The sequence below is a fragment of the Roseateles sp. P5_E11 genome, assembly GCF_054049355.1.
In genome coordinates, this window is sequence record NZ_JBFUMO010000003.1 from 1 (window position 1) to 26,190 (window position 26,190).

Here is a 26,190-nt window from a genome sequence, read left to right on the forward strand (position 1 = left end):
GTCGAGGTACTTGCTGCGGTACTTGAACAGCAGCGAATTGGTTACCGGACCTGTCTGGAGCTTGAACTGCGTGCTGAAGATGTTGCGGAAGGTGACGGCAGCGTTTTCGCCGTAGTGGCCCATGCTGTCCGTGAAGTCGTTGCTCGTGCCCGCGCGGGTATACGAGGACTCGATCATGTACGTGCCAGCCAGCGAAGTTGTGAGTCGACCGACCGACGGAATGTCCACACGACCTTCGAGCTCCCAGTCGATACCCTTGGTGATGGCTTGGCCGATGTTGGTCGACAGGGCCATGAAGGCGTAGTAGTTCGATGTTTCAGCCGGTTGCTTGTAAGTCGTGAACAGGCTTTGATACTTCTGCGGATCGCCGAAAGCTTGGTTGGCCGACACGCCGCTGACTGCATCGCGCAGCTTCACCTGCCAGTAGTCGAAAGCCGCGCTGAAGTTCGAGGTCGGCTCGATGCGCATGCCGATGGTGGCCTGCTTGGACCTCTCGGCCTTCAGGTTCTCGTTGCCGCCGCTCAGCTGCGTGTACTGGGCCTTGCCGGGCTTGCAGGGCGGCGAGCCGCTGCCGTCGCCAGGGAAGGGGCAGTCGTAGCTGGAGGCGGTCACGCCGTTGGAGACCAGCGGCTGGGCGATGTCCAGCATATCCGGGGCCTTGAAGCCCGTGCCGTAGGAGCCGCGGAACATCAGCTGGCTGGAGACCTGGTACTTGCCCGACAGCTTGTAGGTCGATGCCTTTTCCGTCTTGCCGAAGTCGCGCTTGTTGATCGCGTCCTTGATCTTGCTGATGCTGTCGTAGCGCAGCGAGGCATTGACCTCGAGGCCCTTCACGACCGGGATCTGCAATTCAGCAAACACGCCGAGGTTGTCGCGCTCCAGGTCGTATTGCGGATTGGCGCCGAAGTTGTAGATGACGCCGTTGACCGCATCAGCGGACGGGGTCTGCTTGTAGTGGTAGTTGCGGACATCCGCCCCGACACCCAGGTTCACCGCCCCGGCTGGCAGGTTGAAGATTTCGCCGGAGGCGCGCACGTCGCCGCCCTTGAGCGTCGTGGAGGCCGTGCGGATGCTGCCGTGGTAGATGGAGTCGCTGATCAGCTTCTGGGCCGCCGCGCTCTGGTTGCCCGATGGCACGAAGGGGTCGATCGCCAGCGTGTTGACGATGTTGGTGAACTCGGTGGTCTTGAAATAGCCGCCGATGTAATGCTCRTCCAACGCGTTTTGCGACCAGGTCAGCGCGCCGTTGACGTTCCAGCTGCCGATGTCGGCTTCGGCGCCGACGACGACGTGCTTGGAATCGGTAAAGGTCTGCGAATCACGGGTTCCGAAGTCCGTCGCGCGGAAGCCCGCCGTGACGGTGTTGACACGGGCCTGCTGAGCGGCCGTCAGATACGGCGAGACGTACTTGTTGTACAGCGCGGATCCAACCGGGATCGCAATGGGCACCGGGTTCGGCGCGATGCGGGCGATCAGGTCGTAGCGGGTGTAAGCGATGTCAGAGAACAGCTTGACGTTGTCGCTGAGCTTGAGCTGACCCGTGACGAAAGCCGAATCCCGCTTGTACTCGGGATAGATGTCGATCGTGGAGACGAAGTCGAACGCGCATTGCGCCGTGCCAACCTTGGCCGTGCCGCCTGCCGGAATGGTGTTGGCCAGGCTGTAGAAGTTGTTCGGCGCGCACTTCCCCTTTTCCATAAGGTAGGGGTTGAACGAGTAAGCGCCGAGCGTCGCAGTGTCGGCGCCGATCTTCTTGAACGTCACCTGCGCATTGGCCGGGTCGGCAGACGTGCTGGTTCGGTCGTAGACGTAGCTATTGCCGCCAAAGGAGACGGGCAGGTAGGCCGTCTTGGCGAAATCGCGATCGCCCGACTTCAGCTTCTTCTGATCGTCGCGGCGGTAAGTGGCCACGATGTTGAAGCGGTCGCGCTCGATGTCGCCGAAGCCGTAGGTGATAGAGACATTCGCCGATTTGCCTCCGCCTTCCAGCGGGTTCGAGTAGCCGACCGTGACTTCACCGCCCTGCTTGTTGCGCTTGAGGACGAAGTTCACGACGCCGGCAATGGCGTCGGAGCCGTAGAGGGCGGAAGCGCCGTCGGTCAGCACTTCGATGCGCTCGATCGCGCTCATGGGAATCGAGTTCAGGTTGACACGGCCACCGTCACCCGTGGGGGCGAGGCGCCGACCGTTGAGCAGCACCAGCGTGTAAGCCTGCCCAATGTCGTGCAGTGACGCGAAGGCGGTGCCACCGGAGTTGGTGCCGATAGCGATGTCGGCGATCTGGAAGCCCTGCATCGCGGGTATGCGTTGCAGCAGCTCTGCCACGTTGGTGGCGCCGCTGACCTTGATCTGCTCCGAGCTGATGACCTGCACGGGCAACGAGCCCTCGGCTGCAATGCGCTTGATGCTCGAACCGGTGACTTCGACCCGTTCCAGTTGTTGCTGCGCGAGGGCCGGCTGAAGGGCAGCGGCAAGACAAGCCAGCGCTGCGACGCTGACGGCGTGACGTTTGAACATCGATGAAACTCCTGACGATAAAGACAGCTTGCCGGCCTGGTGGGCCACGAAGCAACAGTCCACAGCCCGGCCGTAGTGCCGGGGAGAACGCCTAGAAGTGTGAGGAAAGTTTGCTGGTGACCCTTGGGGGTTCCTACCAATTGAGCGGGTGGCACCGTCCCGCAGTGACGCTTTCGGCTCGTTTTGCCCGGTAACCCCTAGATTGCCGTTGGCTTGCAGACGGGAAATGTTGCAAAGATGAGACGCTGGGCAGGATGTCGTCCGATAGGTTTTGCGGCAAAGCAACATCGGAGGAAGTGCCGGGCCGCCCACCCGCGGGGGGCTTTCATGCCGAACCTGTTCGCTGTCATAACGAAACAGGGGTTCTGGCTTGATCGCCACATTTCACTTGTTTAGCGGCATCAAGGCGCCAAGCAGACCGCGCTGGCGCGACGAAGCCGCTACCCATCGAACCCGCCGCCGATCAGGAAACGTCTAGTTACAGCGCTGCTGCGCGAAGTAGGCCAGACCTGCTGATCAAGCCGATTGCCCCTTCACCTTCAAGCGCCAGGCATGCAGCAGCGGCTCGGTGTAGCCGCTGGGCTGGGCCTCGCCCTTGAAGACCAGATCCTGCGCCGCCTGCATGGCCGCGCCCTGCGAGTTGGCGGCCAGAGGCCGGTAGGCCGGGTCGCCGGCGTTCTGGCCGTCCACCACCTTGGCCATGCGGGCGAAGGTCTCGCGCACCTGTTCGGCCGACACGACGCCATGGCGCAGCCAGTTGGCGATGTGCTGGCTGGAGATGCGCAGCGTCGCGCGGTCTTCCATCAGGCCGATGCCGTTGATGTCGGGCACCTTGGAGCAGCCCACGCCCTGGTCGACCCAGCGCACCACATAGCCGAGGATGCCCTGCACGTTGTTGTCCAGCTCCTGCTGTCGCTGCTCGGGCGTCCAGTCGGCCTTGGCGGCGACGGGGATGGTCAGCAGCGCGTTCAGGATGCCCTCGCGTTCGGCGGCCAAGTCGACCTTTTCCAGCTCCTGCTGCACGGCGCTAACGCTGACCTGGTGGTAGTGCAGCGCATGCAGCGTCGCGGCGGTGGGGGACGGCACCCAGGCGGTGTTGGCGCCAGCCTTGGGGTGGCCGACCTTCTGCTCCAGCATGGCGGCCATCAGATCGGGCATGGCCCACATGCCCTTGCCGATCTGGGCGCGGCCGCGCAGGCCGCAGGCCAGGCCGGTCAACACATTGCTGCGTTCATAGGCCTGGATCCAGCTGGACGTCTTCATGTCGCCCTTGCGCAGCATCGGGCCGGCGCGCATGGCGGTGTGCATCTCGTCGCCGGTGCGGTCCAGGAAGCCGGTGTTGATGAAGGCGACGCGGCTGGCTGCGGCGGCGATGCAGGCCTTCAGGTTGACGGAGGTGCGGCGCTCCTCGTCCATGATGCCCAGCTTGACCGTGCTGTCGGGCAGGCCGAGCAGCTGCTCGACGCGGCTGAACAGCTCGGCGGCGAAGGCCACCTCGGCCGGGCCGTGCATCTTGGGCTTGACGATGTAGACGCTGCCCGTGCGGCTGTTGCCGCGGCGGCGCAGATCGTGCATCGCGATGGTCGTCGTGACGACAGCGTCCATGATGCCCTCGGGGATCTCGTTGCCCTCTTGGTCACCTCCCAGCAGGATGGCCGGGTTGGTCATCAGGTGGCCGACATTGCGCACGAACATCAGGGAGCGGCCATGCAGCGTCAGCGTGCCGCCACCGGGCGCCGTGTAGACGCGGTCGGCGTTCAGGCGGCGCGTGAAGCTCTTGCCGCCCTTGGCCACTTCCTCGGTCAGCGTGCCCAGCTGGATGCCCAGCCAGTTGCGATAGGCCAGCAGCTTGTCCTCGGCGTCGACGGCGGCGACCGAGTCCTCCAGGTCGAGGATGGTGGACAGCGCGGACTCCAGCACCACGTCGGCGATGCCGGCCGGGTCGGTCTTGCCGATGGGCGTGCTGCGATCGACGCGCACGTCCAGGTGCAGGCCATGGTGCACCAGCAGCACGCTGCTGGGCGCATCAGGGGCGCCCTGGTAGCCGGCGAAGGTGGCCGCGTTGGCCAGGCCGGTCACGTCGCCCGAGGCCAGCGTGACGGAGAGCTGGTCGCCCTCGATGCGGTAGGCCACCGCCTGGCTGTGCGAGCCTTCGGCCAACGGTGCGGCCTGGTCCAGCACCTGGCGGGCGAAGGCAATGACCCTGGCGCCGCGCACCGGGTTGTAGCCACCGTCGCGCGTGGCCCCGTCGGCCTCGGAGATGGCGTCGGTGCCGTAGAGCGCGTCGTACAGCGAGCCCCAGCGCGCGTTGGCCGCGTTCAGCGCATAGCGGGCGTTCAGGATGGGCACGACGAGCTGGGGGCCGGCTTGCAGGGCCAGCTCGGCATCGACGTTGGCGGTGGTCGCCTGCACCTGGGCGGGCGGCTCGACGAGGTAGCCGATGCGCTGCAGGAAGCCGCGGTAGGCCGGCATGTCGGTGATGGGGCCGGGATGGGCCTCGTGCCAGGCATCCAGCTCGGCCTGCAGGCGGTCGCGCTCGGCCAGCAGCGCGCGGTTCATCGGCGCCAGCTCATGGGCGATCCGGCTGAAGCCGGCCCAGAAGGCGTCAGCCGAAACGCCGGTGCCGGGCAGCACCTCGGTGTCGATGAAGCGGGCCAGGTCGGCATCGACCTGCAGGCGGTGGAGGGTGGTGCGAGGCATGGCGGGACTCCTGCGAGAAGGCAACAACGAATGTCGCCAATCTAGCTGCGTCGCGTGTCGGGATTCGCTGCGGAGCACGCCATTCATCTGTGACAAAAACGCAAAGATCCTTCATGAAACCCCTGTCTTTGCGTCTGTCGCCCAGCACAATCCGGGGCATGGACAAGCTCAAGCAGATGGAGTCCTTCGTCCTTGTCGTGGGCAAGGGCAGCTTGACGGCGGCGGCCCAGGCCGAGGGCGTCGCGCCTGCCGTCATGGGCCGGCGGCTGGACGCGCTGGAGGCGCGCCTGGGCGTCAAGCTGATGCTGCGTACGACGCGGCGGCTGACGCTGACGTCCGAGGGCCAGGCCTTCCTGGAGGACTGCCAGCGCCTGATCGCCTCGCTGGCCGATGCGGAAGCTGCCGTCAGTGCCGGCGGCCTCAAGGCCAGTGGCCATCTGCGCGTGACGGCGCCTGCCGGTTTCGGCCGCAGGCATGTTGCGCCGCTGGTGCCGGGCTTTCTCGCCGAGCATGGCGACCTCAGCCTGTCGCTCAACCTCAGCGACCGCGTCATCGACATCGTCCACGAGGGCTTCGACTGTGCCGTACGTGTGGGTGACCTGCCGGACTCCAGCCTGGTCAGCACGCGGCTGGCCGACAACCGGCGGCTGTGTGTGGCCGCCCCCGGCTATCTGAAGCGCGCCGGCACGCCGAAGCACCCCGATGAACTCGGCCGCCATGCCTGCCTGACGTTGAGCTCTGAGGCCAGCCAGGTGCGCGGCTGGGCCTTCCAGATCGACGGCGCCGTTCAGCACCTACGGCCGGTTGGCCGGCTCGATTGCAGCGATGGCCAGGTGTTGCACGACTGGTGCGTGGACGGCATGGGCCTGGCCTGGCGCAGCACCTGGGAGGTCGAGGCCGACCTCGCGGCAGGGCGCCTCGTCAGCGTGCTGGACACCTTTGCGGCGCCGCCCAACGGCATCTACGCCGTGTTCCCGCAGTCACGCCATCTGCCGCTGAGGACAAGGCTGTGGGTGGAGCATCTGCGCGCGCATTACGGGCGGGCCGATTACTGGCGCAGCTAGCGATCGTCCTCAACCCAGAGGACGGCGACGGGTATGCCCCGATGCCTGCCCCGCTGCAGCGTCCTCTGATGCCCTTTCGCCTTGTCGCCGCGTGGCGCCAAGCGTCTGCTGTGGCGGGTTGCGCGATGCCCACCCGTTCCACGGCCCGTTCATCGGGCATCGCCAACAAGGAACGGAGAACTTCCATGAAGAAGACGACCTGTTTTCGAGAGCCGACCGCGCCGACGCGCACCCTCCTTGCGGCAGTGGCGCTGGCCCTGCCGCTGGTGGCAGCAGCGGCGCAGGGCAGTGAATGGAGCAGTGCGGGGGGCGACCGCGAGAACACACGCAGCCAACCGTCCGAGCACAAGCTGGGCGTTGGCAATGTCAATCAACTGGCCGTCAAATGGGCGTTGACCACGGCGGGCGACGTTTCGGCCACGCCGGCCGTGGATGGCGACACGGTCTATGTGCCCGACTGGGCCGGCTATCTCTATGCGGTCAACCGCAGCAATGGCAGCGTGCGTTGGGCCGTCTACCTGCCTTCGGTAACGGGCATTCCCCGCGACAAGGCCCGCGCCACGCCGGCTCTGGGCGGCGGCAAGGTGGTCATCGGCACCCAGGGTTCCATCCTGGCGGGCGGCGGCCCTGGTGGCCGGGTGTTGGCCTTCGACAAGGACACCGGGGCGCTGGCCTGGAGCACCCAGGCCGATCCGCATTTCGCGGCCATCATCACGCAGTCGGCCACCATCCATGGCGACCGGGTCTTCGTCGGCGTCGCGTCGCAGGAGGAGGCCCTTGCCGCCTTCGTGCCGGGCTACCAGCTGTCCTTCCGCGGCAGCATGCTGGCCCTGGACCTGAAAACCGGCGCCATCCGCTGGCGGACGACGCTCGCGCCGGCCGGCTACACCGGCAACGCCGTCTGGGGCAGCTCGCCTGCCGTCGATACCTCGCGCGGCGCGGTCTACATCGCCACCGGCAACAACTACTCGGTGCCGCCGCCCGTGCTGGCCTGCGTGTCGGCCGCAGGTGCCGATCCGGTGGCCAAGGCCGCCTGCCTGCCGGCGAACGATTATTTCGACAGCGTCCTCGCCCTCGACATGAAGACGGGGGCCGTGCGCTGGGCGACCCGTGCCATCCCCTATGACGCCTGGACGGTGGATTGCATCCCCTTCTTCGGCGACGGCGACAACTGCCCGTCGCCGGCAGGCCCGGACTACGACTTTGGCCAGGCGCCGGCGCTGTTCAAGTCCAAGGCCGGCAAAGGCAAGCCGGTGGAGCTGCTGGGCCTCGGGCAGAAGAGCGGCCAGTACTGGGCGCTGAACCCGGACACCGGCGCCGTGGCCTGGGTCACCCAGGCCGGCCCAGGGGGCACGGCGGGCGGCCTGCAGTGGGGTTCGGCGACGGACGGCACGCGCATCTACACGGCCAACGCCAACAGCAACGGGGTGCCGTGGATGCCGACAGGCGCCAGCGCGCCGACGACGCGAGGCGCCTGGTTCGGCCTCGACGCGGCCACCGGTGCGACGCTATGGCAGACGCTCGACCCGCTGCCGCCGGGCGGTATCGGCGGCGGCCCCTCGGGCCCGGTGACGACGGCCAATGGCGTTGTCTACGCTTGCTCGCTGGATGCCAGCGGCCGCATGTACGCGATGAACGGCGCGAACGGCGCCATCCTGTGGAGCTATCCGAGCGGCGGCTCCTGCCTGTCGGGCGCGGCCATCGCCGACGGCACGCTCTACTGGGGCTCGGGCTACAGCAACTTCGGCTTCGGCACGCCGAACAGCAAGCTGTACGCATTCTCGTTGCCGGATTGAGGCGCGGCACTCGCGCAGGCCAGCTGCCTCAGCGGCGGGCCTGCGCGCTCAGTCCCCGAACGACACCTTGGCGCGCTTGCCCACCCACGCATCGAACTTGCCCGCATAGGCCTCCTCGATGCGGTTGCGCTTGACCTTGAAGGTCGGCGTGATGAAGCCGTTGTCCACCGTCCAGGGCGTCTTGATCAGCACCAGGGTGTCGAGCTGTTCGTGCGGGTCCAGACGGGCGTTGACGTCGTCCAGGTGCTTGCTCAGCTCGGCCATCAGCGCCGTGCGTTCGGCCTCGGAGCTGGCGCGTTGCAGGCCCTGCGGTGACAGCATGGCGATGCCCAGCGGCTGGCCCATGTTGGCCCCCGCGACGCAGCAGGCCTCGATGTTGGGGTTCATGCCCAGCCTGTCCTCGATGGGCGCCGGGGCGACGTACTTGCCCTTGCTGGTCTTGAACAGGTCCTTCACGCGGCCGGTGATGCGCACGCAGCCGTCGCCGTCCTGGGTCACCTTGTCGCCGGTGTGCAGCCAGCCATCGGCGGTCAGCGCGTCGGCGGTCAGGCCCGGCTCCTTGAAGTAGCCCATCATCAGCGCCGGGCTGCGCATCTGCAGCTCGCCATTGGCGGGATCGATGCGGGTCTGCACGCCGCCATAGGCCGGGCCGACCGTGCCGCGCTGGTTCTTGCCCGGCATCGTCATGTGCGACAGCGCCAGGTTCTCGGTCATGCCGTAGCCCTCGTTGATGTGCAGGCCCAGCATGCCATACCACTCCAGCAGCGCCACCGGCATGGGCGCGGCACCGCCGACGGCGATGCGGCACTGGTCCAGGCCCAGCGCCTTGAGGACCTTCTTGCGCACCAGGCCGCCGATGATGGGCAGGCGCAGCAGCTTGTTCATCTTCTGCGGTGGCATCTTGGCCTGCACGCCCTGCTGGAACTTGACCCAAAGGCGCGGCACGCTKAAGAAGATGGTGGGCCGCGCGCGCTGCAGGTCGGCGGTGAAGGTGTCCAGCGATTCGGCGAAGAACACCTTGAGCCCGACCTTCAGCCAGCTGTGCTCGACGAGCACGCGCTCGGCCACGTGGGCCAGCGGCAGGTAGGACATCATGCGGTCCTGGCCGCTCATCGGGAAGCGCGCCAGGCCTTCGGCGATGGCCCAGGCGAAGGCGCCGAAGTTGTGCATGACGCCCTTGGGGTTGCCCGTCGTGCCCGAGGTGTAGATCAAGGTGCAGAGCTCGTCGGCGCCGCGCGTGACTTCACCCTTGAGCGGCTCGGTGCGGGCGCAGATGGCGTCCCAGCCCTCATAGTTCTTCTTCACGTCGTCGGGCGACAGCGCGTAGCTGGCGCCGGGCAGGCTCGGCAGCACGCCCGGCTTCATGCCTTCCCAGCCGTCGAGCTTGCCGATGAAGATGAAGCGCGCCTCGCTGTGCGTGAGGATCTGCGTGATGGTGTCGGCCGCCAGCGTCGGGTACAGCGGCACGGAGACATAACCGGCCATCCAGATGGCGAGGTCGGTCATCAGCCACCAGGCGCAGTTCTTGGACAGCATCGCCACCTTGGCGTCGGCTGGCCAGCCCTCGGCGGCGCCCTTGGCCTTGAGGAAAGCGGCCATGCGGCGCACCTGGTCGCTGACCTGGGCCCAGGTGAAGTCCTTGACCTCAGGCCCGCCCATGGGTTGTGTCAGCGTGACGGTGCTGYCGGCGGTGCGCTCCCAGTGATACAGGCGTTGCAGGGCGAGCTGGTCGGCGGCGATGGTGGCCATGGGCGTGTCTCCTCGGGGGGATTCTTTTCGGGAGCCGCAAAGTTAACCGCCTGCAAAGCGGCCCTTCCCCCGGGTAAACACCCTGCGGCGTGACGCGCTACCCACAGTGCCTAGAGGCATGGCTCTAGAAACGCCAGTCGCAATCGGCGGCTGCCGTGCCTGCCGCGAGTTGTGCGGCCACCTCGGTCAGCGGATGCGGCGCAGGCGTCAGCTCGGCGAGATTGGTCGGGCGTGAGGCTTCGGCGCGCGTCAGCGTTTCCTGCCAGGGCTCGCCGGCCGCGCGCAGCGCGCAGGCCAGCTGCAGGCGGGCAGCCCACTCGGGCAGGCCCTGGGGTTCGGGCAGGCCGTCGAAGTAGGCCACGCGGATGCGCGTGCCCGCCAGCGAGGCCGCCGGCGTGCCGGCCAGGCGGCTCTTGAAGAGATCAATGCGGCTGGCCAGGTTGCGGGACTCGGCGAGCAGCGGACGCAGCGTGTTCAGGCGGTGCTCGACATCGCGCGCCAGCGCTTGGCCAGCCTCGCCGGCGCCGGGCGCGATGGCAATGCGCGAGAGCGTCAGCAGGCCATCGGCGCGGCGCACGTCACCGATCAGCGGCGCGGCATCCAGCCCGGCGAGGGCCTGGGCGGCGGCGCGCAGGCTGGCCGCGTCGGCGCGGCCGGCGGCCAGCACGCGGGCCTCCAGCAACTGGGTGCGGCGCAGCAGGCCGGTCACTGCGTCGTCGGCGCCGGCGGCCTCGGTCTCGGCCTGGGCCTTCTCCAGCTGGGCCAGGGCCGCGCCGAACTCGCCGAGTTGCTGCAGGTAGACGGCCAGCAACTGGCGCATCAGCGTGCTGGCGTGGTTGCCGGGGCGCGCGATGGCGTCCCAGCGGCGGATCAAATCATCGCTGCGCGCCGTGGCGTCGGCCGCGCTCTCGCGCGCCATCCGCCAGCGCACGAAGGCCAGGTTGCGCTCCAGCACCAGGGCCGGGCGGATGCGCTCGGCCTCCTGCGGGTTCCAGAACGGCCTGGCTGCCTCCAGCGAGCGCTCGGCCTCGCGCMGCCGGCCCTCGTAGACATAGAGCACGTTCTCGTAGGTCGCGAAGCGCGCATGCTCGAAGGGGTTCTTGGCATAGATCGCGTCGTTGGAGCGCTTGGCCAGCGCCAGTTCGCGCTCGGCATCGGCGAAGCGGCCCAGGCGACCGTAGGCCGTCAGCAGGTGCAGGCGCAGGCTGTGGGATTTCTCGCTCAGCGGCCCGTAGCGGCTGTCCCAGCGGGGCAGCAGGGGCTCCAGCAGGTCGATGACGGGCTGGCCGCCGGCGACGGCGGTGTGCAGGCCGGCCAGAGAGACGGCGGCGTCTTCGGTGCGTGGGTCGTTTTCACCGAAGGCCTGGCGGGCGTGGGCCAGGCGCGCTTCAGCCAACGGCGCCGCGACGTCGAAGCGCTGCAGCGCGAAATAGGTCTTGACCAGCGTGTCGAAGACACGGTCCTTGACCTCGGGCTGGTCGTTGAAGCGCGTGGCCAGCTCCTGGCGCTTGCGGTCCAGCAGTTCCACCACGGTGGGCTGGCGGCCGCCGTTCTGATCGGGGCTGGCCGCGCCGAGCAGCTCCGCCAGATAACCCGTGACCTGCTCGGACTCGCGCGCTGCGGCCTGGGCCTCGTGCCGCTGCCAGAGGCTGACGGCCAGGCCCAGGCTGAGGGCCGCGAACACCAGCGTGGCGCCGACCGCCAGCGCGGCATTGCGGTGCAGCCAGAGGCGCACGCGATGCTGCCAGTCCTCGGCACGCACGCTGACCGGGCGCTGGGCCAGCCAGTGCTCGAGGTCGTCGATGAAGTTGCCGACGCTGGTATAGCGTTCGGCCGGGTTCTTGCGCAACGCCTTGGCGGCGACGGCCTCCAGGTCGCCCGCCGCCCGGTCCGCATCGAGGGGGCGGCCGGGGCCGGCCTCATCGCCGGCGCTGTCGGCCGAGCCGGTCGTGCGCGTGGAACGGGTGATGCGCTGGGCCTGGCCGTGCAGCACGGCATGCTCCAGAGCCGTGCGGCCCAGGCCGCGCTTGCCGAAAGGCAGGTCGCCGCTGGCCAGTTCGTAGAGCATCACGCCCAGCGAATAGATGTCGCTGGCCACGCCCACGGCCTCGCCGGTGATCTGCTCGGGCGCCGCGTAGGCCGGCGTCAGGCGCCGGCCGGTGATCTGCGTCAGCTGATGGTCGGACTGACGGCCGGAGTCGTCGAGCAGGCCGGCGATGCCGAAGTCCAGCAGCTTGGCATTGCCCTGCTCGTCCACCATGACGTTGCCGGGCTTGAGGTCGCGGTGCAAGATGAGCTGGGCATGGGCATGTTCGACGGCGCGCGCCACCTCCAGCAGCAGCTTCACGCGCGCCACCAGGCCAAGGTTGTGTGCGCGCACGTGCTCGGACAGCGTGCGGCCCACCACGTACTCCAGCACGAGGTAGGCGCGGCCGTCCTGCTCGCCGGCGTCCAGCATGCGGGCGATGCCTGGGTGGGTCAGCCGGCCGAGCAGGGCGCGCTCGCGGGCGAAACGAGCAGTCAGGCCAGGGCCGGCGCGGTCGCCGYGCAGCAGCTTGATGGCGGCCTCGCCCTGGTAGAGGCCATCGGCCCGCTCGGCCCGCCAGACCTGGCCCATGCCGCCCTCGCCGAGGGGTTCGGCCAGGCACCAGGAGCCCAGGCGGTCGCCGGGGCGGGCAGGTGTGGTGGTGGAGAGCGTCGGCTCGCTCAGCGCGGCGACCAGGCGGGTGTTGTAGCCCGGCATGTCGACGAGGACGGTGGCGTCCGTGTCTTCGTCCTCGGGCAGGGACGCCAGCATGCGCGACAGCCGCGCGGCCAGTTCGGGCGGCTGCAACGCAGCCAGGCGCTCGGCCCGTGTCGCGGCGGGCAGCTCGGCGAGCTCGTCGAACAGCGCCGACAGCTGCTGCCAGTCCGAGGACTGCAAGCCCGAGTTCATCAGTAGACGGAGTTGGGCGGGTCGCCGAGCAGCTCCTGCAGCAGGGCGCGCGCCTTCAGCAATTCGCGGTTGATGCTGCGCGTGGACAGGCCCCGCACCGCCGCCACCTCGGCGATGGACAGACCGGCGAAGCCCACCATCTCGATCAGCTCGTACAGACCGTTGTCCAGGGCCTTCATGCGCTCCAGGGCCTGGTCCAGGCCCAGCATGTCGACGGCCGTGCTCTGCACGGCGGCCACGTCGTCGGCCGCGGACAGCGTGACCATGACGGCGTCGCCGCCGCGCTTGTCGCGGCCTTCGGTGCGCAGGTGGTCGATGACGACGGAGCGCAGCACCCGGCCGACGTAGGCGAAGAACTGGCCGCGCGTCTCGCCCTGCAGGCCCTGCTGGTCGGCCATGCGCAGAAAGCCCTCGTGCACCAGGGCGGTGGTGTTCAGGCCGGCCGACCTGCCGCTCGGGCCGCTCTGCGCCAGGCGGATGCGGGCGACGCGCTTGATCTCGGGGTAGAGCAGGGCGTAGAGCTGCTGCAGGGACGCCGCGTCACCACGCGAAGTGCCGATCAGCAGTTCGGTGATGTCGGCCACGTCAGTCTTCCTGGAAGGCGGCGAGGGCGGCCGTGATGGCGGCGTCGCTGGCTTCGCGCTGCACCGGCGCATCGGCCACAAGACCTTCGCGCTTCAGCCGGGCGACCCATTGGCCGGCATCGCGGCCCTGTTCGAAGCCACTGCTCTGCAGCAGCAGCTCGCCACCCGCCGACAGCAGCTTGAAGTAGAACTTGCCGTCCGCCTCGCGGTATTGCTTGAAGACCGGCAGTGCGGCCTTCTCTGTCTTGGTAGCGGCTGTCGTAGCGGTGGACGTGTAGGGCCGCAGGCCGCAGGCCTCGCGCAATTGCTTCAGGAAGGGAACCGCGATGGCGCGGGCCTTGGCGGCGCCGGCCTGCAGCGTGGCTTCGAGCTGCTCGGGGTGGGCCATCAGGTGGGCATAGCGCTCGCGCATCGGGCCGATCTGGCCTTCGATCAGGTTCACGAGCTGCTGCTTGGCCTCGCCCCAGCCCAGGCCGCCGCGCAGGGCCGCGCGGAAGGCGGCGCGCTGCTCGGTGGTCGCGAAAGCGTCGTAGATGGTGACCAGGGCCTGGCCCTGCGGGTCCTTGGGCTCGCCGGGCAGCTTGGAATCGGTGACGATGCGCGCAACGGCCTCCTTCAGCGCCGCGCTGCCGCCTTCGAAGAGAGGGATGACGTTGTCATAGCTCTTGCTCATCTTGCGGCCGTCCAGCCCCGGCAGCAGCTCCATCTCGGCATCAGTCACGGCCTCTGGGGCAGTGAACAGCTCCTTGCCCCGGCCAAACAGGTGATTGAAGCGCTGGGCCACGTCGCGCGCCATCTCGATGTGCTGGACCTGGTCCTTGCCCACAGGCACTTTGTGCGCGTTGAAYATCAGGATGTCGGCCGCCATCAGCACCGGGTAGCTGAACAGGCCCATGCTGACGTTGGCATCCGGCTCCTCGCCGGCAGCCACGGCCGCGTCCACGGCAGCCTTGTAGGCATGGGCCCGGTTCATCTGGCCCTTGGCCGTCACGCAGGTCAGCAGCCAGGTGAGCTCGGGGATCTCGGGCACATCGCTCTGGCGGTAGAAGGTGACGCGTTCGGCGTCCAGGCCGGCAGCCAGCCAGGTCGCGGCGATGGCGCGGCTGGAATGGGCCAGGCGGTCCGGCTCGTCGCACTTGATCAGCGCGTGGAAGTCGGCCATGAAGAAGAAGCTCTCCACGCCGGGCGCGCGGCTGGCTTCGATCGCCGGGCGGATGGCGCCGACGTAATTGCCGAGATGCAGGGTGCCGGTGGTGGTGATGCCGGTCAGGACGCGTTGAGGCATGGGTTTGGTGAAAAGTAACCAAACCGGATTGTGGCCTCAGCTTCGTTTGCGCGAAGGGGGTGCTGCTACGGAGGCGCGCCAGGTGACGGTGATGTCGAACTGCCGCGAGATGGGCAGCTGCTGCCCGTAGCAGCGGTTCAGCAGCCAGTGCAGGCCGGCCAGCGTGACCTCGTGGCTCGGGATGTGCACCGATGTGAGGCGCGGCGCCGCGAATTCGGCGCTGGGAGAGTCGTCATAGCCCAGCACCGAAACCTCGTGTGGCACCGACACGCCGCGTTCCTGGAAATGCGCCAGCAGGCCGATGGCCATCTCATCATTGGCGCAGAACGCGGCAGAGGGCAGGCGCTTTTGCTTGAGCAGCACCTCTGCCGCATCCCAGCCGGCCTGATTGGAAAAGTCGCCGGGCACGGTCAGGATCTTGGACGTGTCCAGCCCGCGCAGCGCCAGCTCGCCCATGAAGCCATTCAGGCGCGCCACGTTGTCAGGCGAGGTGGTCGGGCCCGAGACGACGGCGATGTCCTTGTGCTTGTGCTGCAGCAGGGCGCGCGCCGCCTGCACGCCGCCCTGCACGTGGTCGGCCGTGAAGCATTGGTCCTTGATGCGGTCGAAATGGCGGTTCAGCACGACGACCTGGCGCGCCGCCGGGCCCAGGGCCTTGAGGTCCTCGTCCTGCAGCGCGTTGGACAGCACGATGAGGCCGTCGCAGTCGCGGTCCAGCAAAAAGCGCATGCCGTCGTTGGTCTCGACGYGTTCGTCCTCGATGCCCTCGCCGAAGGCCACCACCATGTGCAGTCCTTGCGCGCGCAACACCAGGTCGATGGCGCGCAGGATGGGCGTGTAGTAGGTGCCGCGCAGGAAGGGGATGTAGACGCCGATCAGCTTGGACGTGCCAGCGCCCAGCGAACGCGCGGTGTGCGAGGGCCGGAACTTCAGCTGGGCAATGACCTTGCGCACGCGCTCAGCCGTGGCTGGCGCGACGGAACCGTTTCCGCTAATGACGCGAGAGGCGGTGCCCACGCCCACACCGGCCAGCCGCGCTACGTCCTTGATCGTTGCCATTCGCCCTCTGCTTTTGTTGGGGCGGATTGAATCACAGGGGGCAGATCGGGGCGGGGTCTGCCGGCTCGGGCAGGGGCTTGGTATTTGCCTGGGTTTCCTTGCCACTCAGGCCGCCCCCGACCGGCCACCAGGACCTGGCTTCGTGGCTGCTGAATTGGCAGGGGCCTGCCGGCCAGGGGAAGGACAGGCGGCCGGTGAAGCCCGGCCAGGCCTTGCCGGCGGTCGGTTCCACCAGCACGTCGACCAAGCCGGCGCCCTCGGTGCCGGGCTGCCACGCGGCAATGAAGGCATCGCTCTTGTTGGCCAGGTCATTCACATAGAGCGGCCGGCCCAAGTACAGCAGCGTGACGACGGGTTTGCCGCGGCCGGCGACCCGCTGCAGCACTTCCGCGTCCTTGGGATGGCGACGGCTGAAGCGCAGGTTTTCGGTGATACGCACATCGCCCTCGCCCTCGGCATAGGGCGTCTCGGCGAGCACGGCGACGACGGCATCGAAGTTCTTCGGATCGCTCTTGCTGCCGTCAGCGTCGAAGGTGACCTGCGCGGCACCCAGGCGCTGCCGCAATGCCGCCAGCAGCGACGTGCCTTGCGGATAGTCGACATTGCTCGTGTCGCGGCCCTGCCAGGTCACGCTCCAGCCGCCGCTCTGGTGGGCCAGACTGTCGGCCGCGGTACCGACAACGAGCACGCGGGCCGTGCCCTTGAGCGGCAGCAGGCCGGGCTTGTTCTTCAGCAGCACCAGCGACTCGCGCACCGCGCGGCGCGCCAGCTCGGGCGCCTGCATCGCCTCGACCGTGGCGGGCACGGCCGGCTGCATGCCGATGCTGAACTTCACGCGCAGGATGCGGCGCACTGCGTCGTCGATGCGGGCCATCGGGATCCTGCCCTGCTCGGCAGCCCGCAGGGTGTTGTCGAAGAAGGCCTTCCAGTGGAAGGGCACCATGACGACGTCGATGCCGGCGTTGATGGCGGCAGGGCAGTCCTCGGGCGTGCAGCCGGGCACCTGGCCGACGCCGTCCCAGTCGCTGACGATGAGGCCGTCGAAGGCCAGGCGGTCTTTCAGCACGCCGGTCATCAGCACGGCGTTGCCATGCATCTTGCCGTGCTCGACGTAGCCAGCGCTGTCGGTCCAGCTGCTGAAGGAGGTCATGACGGTCAGCACGCCGGCGTCCAGCGCACCCAGGTAGCCCGCGCCGTGCACATTGGCGAGATCGGCCGGCGAAGCCTGCGTCACGCCCTGGTCGATGCCGCGGCGCGTGCCGCCATCGCCGAGGTAGTGCTTGGCAGTCRCCAGCACGCCGCGGCCCTCCTTCATGCCGTCCTGCAAGCCTTCCACCGAGGCCTGGCCGAGGCGCTTCACCAGGGCCGGATCGACGCCGAAGCTCTCGTAGGTGCGGCCCCAGCGCACGTCCTGCACGACAGCCAGCGTAGGCGCGAAGGCCCAGTGCAGGCCCGAGGCGCGGATGGCGCGCGCCGTGGCGCGGCCGATGTCGCGCACCAGGTCGGCGTCACGCGTCGCGCCGAGCGCGATGTTGTGTGGGAAGAGCGTCGCGCCGCGCACATTGTTGTGGCCGTGCACGGCGTCGGTGCCCCAGATCAGCGGGATGCCCGGCGTGGCCTGCAGGGCCGCGGCCTGGAACTTTTCGGACAGCTCGCGCCACTGCGCCGGCGTGGCCGCGCGGTCCTGGCCCGGCCAGCCCCCACCGCCGTTCAGGATGGTGCCGATGGCGTACTCGCGCACCTGCTCCGGCGTGATCGCGCGGATCTCGGGCTGGGTCATCTGGCCGATCTTCTGGCGCAGGGTCAAGTTCTTCAGCGCGGCCTCGACCTTGGCCTCGAGTGCCGCATCCCGCACGGGCTTGCGGGCCGGCCAGGCCTGCACGACGGCATCGGTTTCGGCCGCGCCGGCCATGGTCGCCAGGGCAAGCAGGGCAGCGAGAAGTGCGGTTGAGCGAGTCATCGTGGAGTGTCCGTTGGGAGCGCGACGGTAGTGGGTGAAGCAAAAAAACGTCAACCCCCGGGCCGGCGAGATTGACAGCCCCGACTGTGGCGCATTAGATTTGCGCCGTGTTTGGAACCGGTTCCAATTTTGATGCCGACACCGCCAAGGAGCGCGGAGGCATCGCCACCCAAAAAGCCGGCCGAGCAGCGAACAAGACGAACCAGGAGACGAAAGAAATGCTCAAGCAAGCTCAGCGTGCGGCAGTGCGCACCATCGCCCCAACTTCGCCCCAGCGGCGCAATCGCCTCACGCCCATTGCCGTCTGCGTCGGCCTGCTGGGCGCATCGGCGCTGGCACTGGCCCAGACCGCGCCGGCGGGCGAGCAGAAGCTCGACACCGTGACGGTCACCGGCTTTCGCGCCAGCCTGGAATCCTCGATCAGCACCAAGCGCAACGCCGATGCCATCGTCGAATCCGTCTCGGCCGAGGACATTGGCAAGCTGCCCGACGTGTCCATCGCCGACGCGATCTCGCGCCTGCCCGGCCTGACGGCTCAGCGCGTGGCCGGGCGCTCGTCCGTCATCAGCATCCGCGGCATGGCGCCGCGCTATGGCGTGACGCTGCTGAACGGCCGCGAGATCGTCTCCACGGGCGACAACCGCTCGGTGGAGTACGACCAGTTCCCGTCGGAGCTGATCAACGCCGCCACCGTCTACAAGACGCCGGACGCCAGCCTGTCGGCGCAAGGCCTGTCGGGCACAGTCAACATGAAGACGCTGCGCCCGCTGGACTTCGCGACCTCGCGCGGCGTCGTCGGTGCGCGCATGGAGCGCAATTCCAATGGCTCGCTGAACCCCGAGATCTCGGGCAACGGCAACCGCCTGAGCGCCTCGTATGTGACGCAGTCGGCCGACCGCACCTGGGGCGCGGCCGTCGGCTTTGCGCATCTGGACTCGCCCAACCAGGAAAAGCACTACAAGAGCTGGTGGTGGGCCAACACCAACAACTGGGGCGCACCACTGCCCGGCGTGCCCACGGACGCCGTCGCGCTGCAGGGCTTCGAGCTGGGTGCCGCCTCGTCGCGCCAGAAGCGTGACGGCCTGATGGGCGTGCTCGAGTACAAGCCCAATGCCGATTTCCACAGCACGCTGGACCTCTACTACTCCAAGTTCGACCAGACCGAGGCGCGCCGCACGGTGATGTCCGACATGTCGACCTGGTCGGGTGCGACCTGGAGCAATGCGCAGACGACGGTGGTCAACGGCGACAAGATCGTCACCAGCGGCATCGTCAACAACACCACGCCGGTGGCGTTGACGACCTTCAACAAGCGCCAGGACGACATCCGCGCCATCGGCTGGAACAACGAGCTGAAGCTGGCTGACTGGAAGCTGGTGGGAGACCTGAGCTGGTCCAAGGCCAAGCGCGACGAGCAGAACGCGGAAGTGCAGGCGGGCTCGCTGAGCCGTGTCAGCCTGGGGCAGGCCAACATCGTCACCGGCGACGGTCGCTCCACCTTCGCGCCGACCTTCGACTTCGGCGACGGCAAGAGCGTCTACCTGACCGACCCCGCCAACTGGGGCCGCGACGGCCGCAGCCAGTTCCCCAAGGTGCGCGACCAGATCAAGGCGCTCAAGCTGACGGCGGGCCGCAACTTCGACAGCTGGCTCAGCAACATCGAGGGTGGGCTGGACTACTCCGAGCGCGACAAGGACATGAACCGCACCGAGGTGAACTACAACCTCAAGAACGGCCGCGCGCCGATGCTGATTCCGTCCGCGCTGCTGCGCTCGCCGACAGACCTGGGCTTTGCCGGCAGCAATATCCGCATGGTCAATTTCGACCTGCCGAGCGCTCTGAGCTTGTACGACGTGGTGCCCACCTCGGCCGACCAGGCGCCGGGCCGCATCTGGCAGGTGCACGAGAAGGTCACGGCCGCCCACGCCAAGCTCGGCTTCGAGTTCGACTGGGGCGTGCCCATCCACGGCAGCTTTGGCCTGCGCGTCGTGCATGCCAAGCAGTGGAGCGACGGCCTGTTCTGGAACGGCAAGACCAACGCGACCGAACCTGCCACCGGCGGCACCAGCTACACCGACACGCTGCCCAGCCTCAACATCGCCGCCGACGTGACTGCCAACACCATCGTGCGCTTCGGTCTGGCCAAGGTGCTGGCGCGGCCGAACATGGAGGACATGCGCGCCGGCTTCGCTGGCATCAACGTCAGCACGACCGAGCCGCATCTGTGGTCGGCCAATGGCGGCAACCCCAAGCTGGAGCCCTGGCGCGCCGACGCGGTGGACCTGTCCGTGGAGCACTACTTCAGCAAGCGCAGCTATGTGGCGGCCGCGGTCTTCCACAAGAACATCAAGAACTTCGTCTACTCGCAGTCCATCGACTTCGACTTCACCGGCTTTCCCAACCCGACGGCCTTCACGCCTTACAGCAACATCGGCACGTTGACTACCCAGTCCAACGGCGGCGGCGGGATGATCGCCGGCACCGAGCTGAGTGGTTCGCTGGACGGCGGCCTGATCAGCTCGGCGCTGGACGGCATCGGCGTGAGCCTGAGCTACTCGGACACGCGCAGCTCGCTRCACGAGGGCAATGACGTCAGCAAACCTTTGGATGGTCTGTCGGGCAAGGCGACCAACTTCACCGTCTATTACGAACGCGACGGTATCTCGGCGCGCATCGGCAGCCGCCATCGCTCGCCCTTCGTGACGACGGTGCGCGGCACCTTTGGCGAGAACGTGCCGAGCATGATCTCCAGTGAAACCATCATCGACGCGCAGATCGGTTACGCGTTCGAATCGGGCCTCTTCAAGGGTCTGTCGCTGACGCTGCAGGTCAACAATCTGCGTGACGAGCCCTATCGCACCCGCGTCGGTGTCTCCACCGGTTCCGTCGATCCCAACGCTACCTTGCCTGAGCGATACACGTCCTATGGCCGCCAGTTCCTGATCGGCGGCACGTACAAGTTCTGATCGATTTCCCAGTTCCCTGAACCCGCGCCGGCCGCGCTGCCGGCGCCTCCCATTCGAAGCATGAGCTCCAACACCGCCCCGAAACGCCAAGACTTCCCCGCCGACTTCCGTTGGGGCGTGTCCACCTCATCCTTCCAGATCGAGGGCGCCGGCCGCGAGGACGGCAAGGGCGAGTCCATCTGGGACCGCTTCTGCAGCGAGCCCGGCCGCATCCGCGACGGCTCCAACGCGCTGGTGGCCTGCGACCATTACCACCTGTTCCCGCAGGACCTGGACATGGCGAAGGCTCTGGGCGTCAACGCCTACCGCTTCTCCATCGCCTGGCCGCGCATTCTTCCAAACGGAACTGCAGGGCGGGGCGCCGTGAACGAAGCGGGCCTGGCCTTCTACGACCGGCTGGTGGACGGCATGCTGGAGCGCGGCCTGGACCCCTGGGCCACGCTCTACCACTGGGACCTGCCGCAGCCGCTGCAGGAGCAAGGCGGCTGGCTCTCGCGCGACACGGTCGGCGCCTTCCTCGAATACACCGACATCGTCACGCGCCGCCTGGGCGACCGTGTCAAGCACTGGATCACGCACAACGAACCCTGGTGCTCCTGCATGATGGGCTACTGGGAGGGCGTGCATGCGCCCGGCGGCAAGAGCCTGGCCGATGCGATGCAAGCCTGCCACCACGTGCTGCTGTCGCATGGCCAGGCCATCCCGCTGATCCGCAAGAACTCGGCCGGCGCCCAGGTCGGCATCACGCTAAGCCTGCATCCCATCACTGCCGCTTCCGACAGCGCCGCTGACCTCGCCGCGCTGAAGCGCCACGACGGCCTGCGCAACCGCTGGTTCCTCGACCCGCTGTTCGGCCGCGGCTATCCCGAAGACACGCTGGCGCTGCTCGCGTCATCCGGAAATGCCGCGCCCAAGGTGGAGGCCGGCGACCTCGACACGGTTGCGACCGCGACCGATTTCCTGGGCGTGAACTACTACTTCCCCGAGATGGTGAAGGACGACGCGCAAGGTGGCCCGATGCGCGCCAGCCTTGTCGAGCGCGAGGGCGTCGAACGCACCGGCTTCGGCTGGGAGGTGTCGCCGCAAGGCCTGGTCGACCTGTTGACCCGCATCCAGCGCGACTACAACCCGGCCGTCATCCAGCTGACCGAGAACGGGTCCACTTTCGAAGATGTGCTGACGCCCGACGGCCATGTGCACGATGCCGAACGCCTGTCCTATCTGCAGCGCCATCTGAGTGCGGTCAAGCAGGCGCTGGACGCCGGCGTGCCGGTCAAGGGCTACTTCGCCTGGAGCCTGCTGGACAACTTCGAATGGGCCGAGGGCTATCTGCGCCGCTTCGGCATCGCCTATGTGGACTACACCACCCAGAGACGGACCCTGAAGGACAGCGGCCTCTGGTACGGCCAGTTCCTGAACGAATAATTAACGGCGTGGCGCCCTTTATTTAAAGGGTACAGGCGGTTTCTAAATGAAATATTACAGGGTCCTCCCTCAGGCGCGTTCAGCCGCGCCAGGGCAAACTGCGCACGCTGCCCCACAAGATCCGGAGACAAGATGAAGTTCCCCCGCCATGCCCTGGCCGCTGTTGCGCTGCTCGTTGCAACCGCTTCCAACGCCGCCGAACCCCTCAAGGCCGAAGTCATCCACTGGTGGACCTCGGGGGGCGAGTCCGCCGCCGCCAAGACCCTGGCCGAGGCCTACAAGGCCCAGGGCGGCATCTGGGTCGACACGGCTGTCGCCCTGGGCGAGCAGGCTCGCTCGGTCGCCATCAACCGCATCGCCGGCGGCAACCCGCCCACGGCCGCCCAGTTCAACACCACCCAGCAGTTCCGCGACATCGTCGACCAGGGCCTGCTGAACAACGTCGACGCGGTGGCCCAGCGCGACGGCTGGGACAAGTTCCTGCCCGAGACCGTGCTGAGCGCCATCCGCGTCAACGGCCACTACTACGCCGCGCCGGTCAACATCCACAACATGACCTGGTTCTGGTTCTCCAAGGCCGCCTTCAAGAAGGCCGGCATCGCGGAAGAGCCCAAGAACTTCGATGAGCTGTTTGGGGCGCTGGACAAGCTCAAGGCCGCCGGCCTTGTGCCGCTGGCCCATGGCGGCCAGCCCTGGCAGGACGGCATCGTCTTCACGGCCGTGCTGGCCCACTACGGCGGCCGCGACCTGTATCTCAAGATCTTCCGCGACCGCGACCCCAAGGCCATCCTGGGCGAGGACTTCAAGAAGGTGCTGCTGGCCTACAAGAAGCTGCAGGGCTACACCGACAAGGGCTCGCCCGGCCGCAACTGGAACGACGCCACCGCCATGCTCATCAGCGGCCGCGGCGGCGTGCAGATCATGGGCGACTGGGCCAAGGGCGAGTTCGCCCAGGCCAAGCAGGAGGCCGGCAAGGACTACGGCTGCGCCCCGGGCTTCGGCCCCAAGGCGCCCTACATCATCCAGGGCGACGTGATGGTCTTCCCCAAGACCGACAAGCCCGACCAGGTCAAGGCCCAGCAGCTGCTGGCCAGCGTCATCACCCAGCCCGCCACGCAAGTCGCCTTCAGCATGAAGAAGGGCTCCATCCCCATCCGCACCGACGTCGACGTCAGCCAGATGGACATGTGCGCCCAGATGGGCGTGGCCGCGATGAAGGACAAGTCGCGCCAGCTCGGCAACGGCGAGATCTACATCACGCCCGACCAGAACGGCGCCCTGCAGGACGTGCTGACGAGCTACTGGAACCGCAACATTCCGGTCGAGAAGGTCCAGAAGGACATCGTCAACGCGCTGAAGTCCTGACGATGAAACGCCGTTCCCTCGCGGCCTGGGGCGCGCTGCTGCCCCTGGCCGTCATCGTTCTCGTCGGCTATGTCGGCACGGTGCTGTGGACGCTGCGCACCTCCGTGTCCAGCTCGCGCACCTTCCCCAAGGACGACTTCGTCGGCCTGCAGCAGTTCGAACGCCTGCTCGACAACGATCGCTGGCAGCTCGCCATCCACAACCTCGCCGTCTACGGTGTGCTCTACATCGTCGCGGCCATGCTGCTGGGCTTTCTGCTGGCCGTCTTCATCGACCAGAAGGTGCGCGGCGAGGGCGTGCTGCGCACCGCCTTCCTGTACCCGTATGCGATGTCCTTCGTCGCGACCGGCCTGGTCTGGCAATGGGTGCTCAACCCCGACAGCGGCCTGCAGAACGCGATGCAGCAGATGGGCTGGAAGGATTTCAGCTTCGACTGGATCGTTGACCAGGACATGGTCATCTACACCGTCGTCATTGCCGGCACCTGGCAGGGTGCGGGGCTGGTGATGGCGCTGATGCTGGCCGGCCTGCGCGGCATCGACGAGGAGATCTGGAAGGCGGCGCGGCTGGACGGCATTCCGACCTGGCGCGTGTATCTGTCCGTCGTGTTGCCCATGATGGGCCCGACGCTGGCGACCGTCTTCACGCTGCTGGCCACGGGCGTCGTCAAGGTCTTCGACACCGTCGTCGCCATGACCCAGGGAGGCCCCGGCACGGCCAGTGACGTGCCGGCCAAGTTCATCATGGACCATCTCTTTGGTCGCGCCAACCTCGCGCTGGCTTCGGCGGGTGCTGTGGTGTTGCTGCTCACGGTCCTCGCCTTGGTCGCGCCGCTCGCCTATGCCCGCAGCCGCCAGGCCGCGAAGGGAGGCCACGCATGAAGCGCACCAAGCATTGGGCCCGCATCGGCGTCTACGCCTTCCTGCTCTTCGCCGCGGCCTTCTTCCTGCTGCCGCTGTACGTGATGCTGACGACCTCGTTCAAAAGCATGGAGGAGATCCGCCTCGGCCAGATCTTCGCGCTGCCGTCGGCGCCCTCGCTGGGCGCCTGGCGTGCCGCCTGGAGCGAAGCCTGCACGGGCGTCAGCTGCGAAGGCATTCGCGGCGGCTTCTGGAGCTCGGTGGCCATCACGGTGCCGTCGGTCATCCTGCCCATCCTGCTGGGTGCCATCAACGGCTATGCGCTCTCCTGGTGGAAGCCCAAGGGCGGCCAGTGGCTGTTCGGCGTGCTGATGATGGGCGCCTTCATCCCCATCCAGGTGATGATCTATCCGCTCGTCAAGCTGGAAGCGGCCATCGGCATCTACAGCAGCCTGCCCGGCATCGTCGCCGTGCACCTGGTGTTCGCCATGCCCATCATGACGCTGCTGTTCCGCAACTACTACGCCAGCCTGCCGACCGAGCTGTTCAAGGCGGCGCGCGTGGATGGCGGCGGCTTCTGGCGCATCTTCGCGCAGCTGGTGCTGCCGATGTCCACGCCGATGCTGATCGTCGCGGCCATCATGCAGATCACCGGCGTGTGGAATGACTACATCCTGGGCCTGACCTTCGCTGGCCGCGAGAACCAGCCGATGACGGTGCAGCTCAACAACGTCATCAACACGACGACGGGTGAGCGTCTCTACAACCTCAACATGGCCGCGACGATCCTGACGTCCGCCGTGCCCCTGTTGGTCTATCTGATTTCCGGCCGCTGGTTCGTGCGCGGCATTGCAGCGGGCGCAGTCAAATGAGTGGCGTGAACATCCAAGGTCTGAGCATCAAGTTCGGCCACAACGAGGTCATCAAGAACCTGGACCTCCAGGTCGTCGAGGGCGAATTCCTCGTGCTGCTCGGCCCTTCGGGCTGCGGCAAGTCGACGCTGCTGCACAGCATCGCCGGCCTCATCGACGTGAGCGCAGGCAGCATCCACATCGGCGGCCAGGACATGACCRATGCCGAGCCCTCCGAGCGCGGCATCGGCATGGTCTTCCAGAGCTATGCGCTGTACCCGACGATGACGGTGGAGCGCAACATGTCCTTCGGCCCGCGCGTGGCCGGTATCCCCAAGGCCGAGATCGAGCGCCGCGTGAAGCGCGCGGCCGACATGCTGCAGCTGACGCCGCTTCTTAGCCGCAAGCCGGCTCAGCTGTCCGGCGGCCAGCGCCAGCGCGTCGCCATCGGCCGGGCGCTGGTGCGCGAGGCCGGCGTCTTCCTGTTCGACGAGCCGCTGTCCAACCTCGACGCCAAGCTGCGCGCCGAGCTGCGCCGCGAATTGAAGCTGCTGCACCAGACGCTGGGCAACACGATGATCTACGTGACCCACGACCAGGTCGAGGCCATGACGCTGGCCTCGCGCATCGTCGTCATGAAGAGCGGCGTCATCCAGCAGATCGGTACGCCCAGCGAGGTCTACGAGCGCCCGGCCAATCTCTTTGTCGCGGGCTTCCTCGGTTCGCCCGCCATCAACATGGTGCCGGCCCGGGTCGGTGCCGACGGCCGCTCGCTTGAAGGCGCGCTGCCTCTGCAGCTGGCCGAGGGCCGCGTCAAGGCGGGCCAGGGCCTCGTCCTTGGCGTGCGGCCGGAACACGTGCGCCTGCAGTCGGATGGCCGCTGGCGCGCGACGGTGCAGCTGGTCGAGCCCATGGGCAACCACCAGGTCGTCTGGATGAAGCTGGGCGAGCAGGGCTTCTCGGTCCTGGTGCACGACGGCCGCCGCATCTTGGCCGGCGACGAGCTGGCCTTCGACATCGACGAGTCGGCGCTCAGCGTCTTCGACGCCGCCAGTGAACAACGCCTGAGCTGAA

General features: G+C 67.6%; 16 protein-coding genes. 8 read left to right on the forward strand and 8 right to left on the reverse strand.

What is annotated here, in order from left to right; translation table 11 throughout:
* Both ACXJKR_RS00475 and ACXJKR_RS00480 read right to left on the reverse strand, forming a co-directional pair.
* On the reverse strand, window positions 1-2,517 hold a 2,517-nt coding region (locus tag ACXJKR_RS00475), incomplete at its 3' end, for a TonB-dependent receptor plug domain-containing protein (RefSeq protein ID WP_457319833.1).
* 516 nt (window positions 2,518-3,033) lie between these two features.
* Window positions 3,034-5,217: a malate synthase G gene (locus ACXJKR_RS00480; RefSeq protein ID WP_457319835.1), complete on the reverse strand. Its 2,184-nt coding sequence runs from the start codon at window positions 5,215-5,217 to the stop codon at window positions 3,034-3,036.
* A gap of 158 nt (window positions 5,218-5,375) precedes the next feature.
* On the opposite strand from ACXJKR_RS00480, the gene ACXJKR_RS00485 reads away from it, so the two are divergent.
* Together ACXJKR_RS00485 and ACXJKR_RS00490 are read left to right on the forward strand one after the other, a co-directional pair.
* A complete protein-coding gene (locus ACXJKR_RS00485; RefSeq protein WP_457319836.1) occupies window positions 5,376-6,281 on the forward strand; it encodes a LysR family transcriptional regulator in 906 nt (301 codons plus the stop codon).
* Window positions 6,282-6,466: 185 nt separating this feature from the next.
* The gene (locus ACXJKR_RS00490; RefSeq protein WP_457319838.1) at window positions 6,467-8,077 is read left to right on the forward strand and encodes an outer membrane protein assembly factor BamB family protein; all 1,611 of its coding nucleotides are present in this window, start codon (window positions 6,467-6,469) and stop codon (window positions 8,075-8,077) included.
* A 48-nt stretch (window positions 8,078-8,125) separates the two neighbouring features.
* Here ACXJKR_RS00490 and ACXJKR_RS00495 read toward each other — a convergent pair whose 3' ends face one another.
* The 6 genes from ACXJKR_RS00495 to ACXJKR_RS00520 form a co-directional block, all read right to left on the reverse strand.
* On the reverse strand, window positions 8,126-9,826 hold the full coding sequence (locus ACXJKR_RS00495) for an AMP-binding protein (RefSeq protein ID WP_457319840.1): 1,701 nt from the start codon (window positions 9,824-9,826) through the stop codon (window positions 8,126-8,128).
* A 124-nt stretch (window positions 9,827-9,950) separates the two neighbouring features.
* On the reverse strand, window positions 9,951-12,761 hold the full coding sequence (locus ACXJKR_RS00500) for a serine/threonine-protein kinase (protein ID WP_457319842.1): 2,811 nt from the start codon (window positions 12,759-12,761) through the stop codon (window positions 9,951-9,953).
* Window positions 12,761-13,345: an ECF-type sigma factor gene (locus tag ACXJKR_RS00505; RefSeq protein WP_056200637.1), complete on the reverse strand. Its 585-nt coding sequence runs from the start codon at window positions 13,343-13,345 to the stop codon at window positions 12,761-12,763. The genes ACXJKR_RS00500 and ACXJKR_RS00505 overlap by 1 nt, the downstream gene beginning before the upstream one ends.
* Window position 13,346: 1 nt before the next feature.
* Entirely contained in the window at window positions 13,347-14,630 is a 1,284-nt protein-coding gene (locus ACXJKR_RS00510; RefSeq protein WP_457319844.1) for a tryptophan--tRNA ligase, read from the reverse strand.
* 36 nt (window positions 14,631-14,666) lie between these two features.
* Window positions 14,667-15,689: a LacI family DNA-binding transcriptional regulator gene (locus tag ACXJKR_RS00515; protein WP_457319846.1), complete on the reverse strand. Its 1,023-nt coding sequence runs from the start codon at window positions 15,687-15,689 to the stop codon at window positions 14,667-14,669.
* Window positions 15,690-15,720: 31 nt separating this feature from the next.
* Window positions 15,721-17,649 carry a glycoside hydrolase family 3 protein gene (locus tag ACXJKR_RS00520; protein WP_457319848.1) on the reverse strand — a complete coding sequence of 643 codons (1,929 nt, stop codon included), beginning with the start codon at window positions 17,647-17,649 and terminating at the stop codon, window positions 15,721-15,723.
* A gap of 218 nt (window positions 17,650-17,867) precedes the next feature.
* Here ACXJKR_RS00520 and ACXJKR_RS00525 point away from each other — a divergent pair, with 218 nt between their 5' ends.
* The 6 genes from ACXJKR_RS00525 (at window position 17,868) to ACXJKR_RS00550 (ending at window position 26,189) form a co-directional block, all read left to right on the forward strand.
* Complete coding sequence (locus ACXJKR_RS00525) at window positions 17,868-20,615, forward strand: TonB-dependent receptor (RefSeq protein ID WP_457319850.1); 2,748 nt, start codon at window positions 17,868-17,870, stop codon at window positions 20,613-20,615.
* Between the two features lie 60 nt (window positions 20,616-20,675).
* The gene (locus ACXJKR_RS00530; RefSeq protein ID WP_457319852.1) at window positions 20,676-22,040 is read left to right on the forward strand and encodes a GH1 family beta-glucosidase; all 1,365 of its coding nucleotides are present in this window, start codon (window positions 20,676-20,678) and stop codon (window positions 22,038-22,040) included.
* Window positions 22,041-22,172: 132 nt separating this feature from the next.
* Window positions 22,173-23,405 carry an ABC transporter substrate-binding protein gene (locus ACXJKR_RS00535; RefSeq protein WP_056200626.1) on the forward strand — a complete coding sequence of 411 codons (1,233 nt, stop codon included), beginning with the start codon at window positions 22,173-22,175 and terminating at the stop codon, window positions 23,403-23,405.
* Window positions 23,406-23,407: 2 nt separating this feature from the next.
* The gene (locus tag ACXJKR_RS00540) at window positions 23,408-24,286 is read left to right on the forward strand and encodes a carbohydrate ABC transporter permease (protein WP_457319854.1); all 879 of its coding nucleotides are present in this window, start codon (window positions 23,408-23,410) and stop codon (window positions 24,284-24,286) included.
* A complete protein-coding gene (locus tag ACXJKR_RS00545; protein ID WP_457319855.1) occupies window positions 24,283-25,137 on the forward strand; it encodes a carbohydrate ABC transporter permease in 855 nt (284 codons plus the stop codon). The genes ACXJKR_RS00540 and ACXJKR_RS00545 overlap by 4 nt, the downstream gene beginning before the upstream one ends.
* Window positions 25,134-26,189: an ABC transporter ATP-binding protein gene (locus ACXJKR_RS00550; protein WP_457319857.1), complete on the forward strand. Its 1,056-nt coding sequence runs from the start codon at window positions 25,134-25,136 to the stop codon at window positions 26,187-26,189. Before ACXJKR_RS00545 ends, ACXJKR_RS00550 begins: the two co-directional genes overlap by 4 nt.
* Window position 26,190: the final 1 nt, after the last annotated feature.